This is a genomic window from Romboutsia sp. 13368 (assembly GCF_018336475.1).
Lineage (GTDB): Bacteria > Bacillota > Clostridia > Peptostreptococcales > Peptostreptococcaceae > Romboutsia.
Genome location: NZ_CP048741.1, coordinates 1,304,359 through 1,306,659 on the forward strand (window position 1 = coordinate 1,304,359; position 2,301 = coordinate 1,306,659).

At 30.9% G+C, this 2,301-nt stretch carries 2 protein-coding genes and 1 riboswitch; of the genes, one reads left to right on the forward strand and one right to left on the reverse strand.

Annotation, left to right across the window (positions count from 1 at the left end):
- Positions 1-61: 61 nt before the first annotated feature.
- Positions 62-164, forward strand: a riboswitch (purine riboswitch).
- A 35-nt stretch (positions 165-199) separates the two neighbouring features.
- The gene (locus G3997_RS05300; protein ID WP_296644060.1) at positions 200-523 is read right to left on the reverse strand and encodes a helix-turn-helix domain-containing protein; all 324 of its coding nucleotides are present in this window, start codon (positions 521-523) and stop codon (positions 200-202) included.
- A gap of 167 nt (positions 524-690) precedes the next feature.
- Between G3997_RS05300 and G3997_RS05305 the strand changes: the two genes are divergently transcribed.
- A complete protein-coding gene (locus G3997_RS05305) occupies positions 691-2,289 on the forward strand; it encodes a peptide chain release factor 3 (RefSeq protein ID WP_296644062.1) in 1,599 nt (532 codons plus the stop codon).
- Positions 2,290-2,301 lie beyond the last annotated feature (12 nt).

A 2,301-nucleotide genomic window follows, 5' to 3' on the forward strand; every position in this document is an offset into this window, starting at 1 on the left:
AAAAAGTTCTAGAATTTTACGAAATATATTGAAAAAATGGAAAAATATGTTAGAATATATAAAAACACAAATAAAAATGACTCGTATATTTAGCGGTAATATGGTCCGCAAGTCTCTACCTACTAACCATAAATTAGTAGACTACGAGGTATAGTTTAACTTATGTTATATATTTTATATATAATTTTAAAGATTGATACTAAAACNNCTCCCTTTCTAGAATTAATAACTTTTTTAAAAATTCAACTTCTGCTTTTAATCTTTGATTTTCTTCTTCAAGTGAAAGCTGTCGCTTTCTAGGTCTACCTTTTTGTAACCCTCGAGTAGTTCCTCTACGTTCTCTTAATCCATCTTCTCCGAATTCATTATATCTTTTTACCCATAAGAGAACTCTTTTACTAGAACTTAAATTAAGTTCCTTTGCAATTGTAGTACTTCCAATGCCTTGATCTAAATACATTTTTACAGCTTTAAGTTTTATATCAAATGAATAACTCATATTTTTTCTATTATTTCTTTGCATAAAAATCACCCCTTAAAGTAGTATTTTACAAGTCTTTTTTACTTGTGTCTACTTTCAATTTAGTTAGTTTTCATATTGACAGTTTTTCAATAAAGTTATAATATCAATAGGATTATAGCTTTTTTATGCTCGGATAATCATAAAATTAAAATAAAGGATGATAAAAAATGACAGAACAAAATTTAAGCTTAATTGAAGAGGTTAAAAGAAGAAGAACCTTTGCAATTATTTCACATCCCGATGCCGGAAAAACTACATTAACTGAAAAGTTCCTATTATATGGTGGAGCTATTCGTGAAGCAGGTTCAGTTAAGTCTAGAAAATCTCAAAAACATGCAGTATCTGACTGGATGGAAATAGAAAAACAAAGAGGTATATCTGTTGCATCAAGTGTTCTTCAATTTGAATATAATAACTTTTGTATAAACATACTTGATACTCCAGGGCATCAAGATTTCAGTGAAGACACTTATAGAACTCTTATGGCAGCAGATAGTGCGGTAATGGTTATTGACTCTGCTAAAGGGGTTGAGGACCAAACAAAGAAATTATTCCACGTTTGTAAAATGAGAGGAATTCCAATATTCACATTTATAAACAAAATGGACCGTCAAGGAAAAGACCCTTTTGAATTACTTGAAGATATAGAAAATGTTCTTGGAATTCGTTCTTGTCCAGTAAACTGGCCAATAGGTTCTGGTAAAGACTTTAAAGGTGTATTTAACCGTCATAAAAACCAAATAGAGCTATTTGATGATGGTAACCATGGACAATCTATAGCTAACTCTATAACTGGGGAAGTATCTGATGAAAAGTTTAATACTTTATTAGGTGATGCTCTTCATGGAAAATTACTAGAAGATATTGAACTTTTAGATATCGCTGGTGATAACTTCGATTTAGAGAAGATATTAAATGGTGAATTAACACCTGTATTTTTCGGAAGTGCCCTTACTAACTTTGGTGTTGAGCCATTTTTAGAGTCATTCCTAGAAATAACACCACCACCAACTCCTCGTAGTAGTAACTTAGGTGATATAGATCCTAACTCTAATAACTTCTCAGGATTTATATTTAAGATACAAGCTAATATGGATAAAAACCATAGAGATAGAATAGCCTTTTTAAGAATTTGCTCTGGTAAGTTCGAAAAAGGTATGTCTGTAACTCATGTACAAAGAAATAAAAAGATTAAACTTTCACAACCTCAACAATTCGTGGCTCAAGACCGTGTTATAATAGATTCAGCTTATCCAGGTGATATCATAGGTATACACGACCCAGGAATATTTAACATTGGGGATACATTAAGTGAAAAACAATCAAACTTACAATACACTGGTATACCACAATTTGCTCCTGAACATTTTGCAAGAGTATCTACAAAAAATGCTCTTAAGAGAAAGCAATTTGTAAAGGGTCTTACTCAATTATCAGAAGAAGGTGCTATTCAGATATTCAGAGAACCTAACTTTGGTATGGAAGAGCTTATTGTAGGAGTAGTTGGAGTTTTACAATTTGAAGTTTTAGAATATCGTCTAAAGCAAGAGTATGGTGTTGATATAATAATGAACCAACTACCTTACCGTTATATACGTTGGATTGAGCATGGTTCTGTTAAGTCAGATAGAATTTCAATGCCAATGGATACAATACTAGTTGAAGATAAAAATAGAACTCAAGCAGTATTATTACAAAATGAGTGGTCTATAAGACATTTACTTGAAAGAAATGAAGGTATAGTTTTAAAAGAAACTTCTTTATAAAATTAACTTATA

Excerpts from the sequence above, each read along its gene's own strand:
- G3997_RS05305 (WP_296644062.1), top strand. The coding sequence starts at position 691 with ATGACAGAACAAAATTTAAGCTTAATTGAAGAGGTTAAAAGAAGAAGA.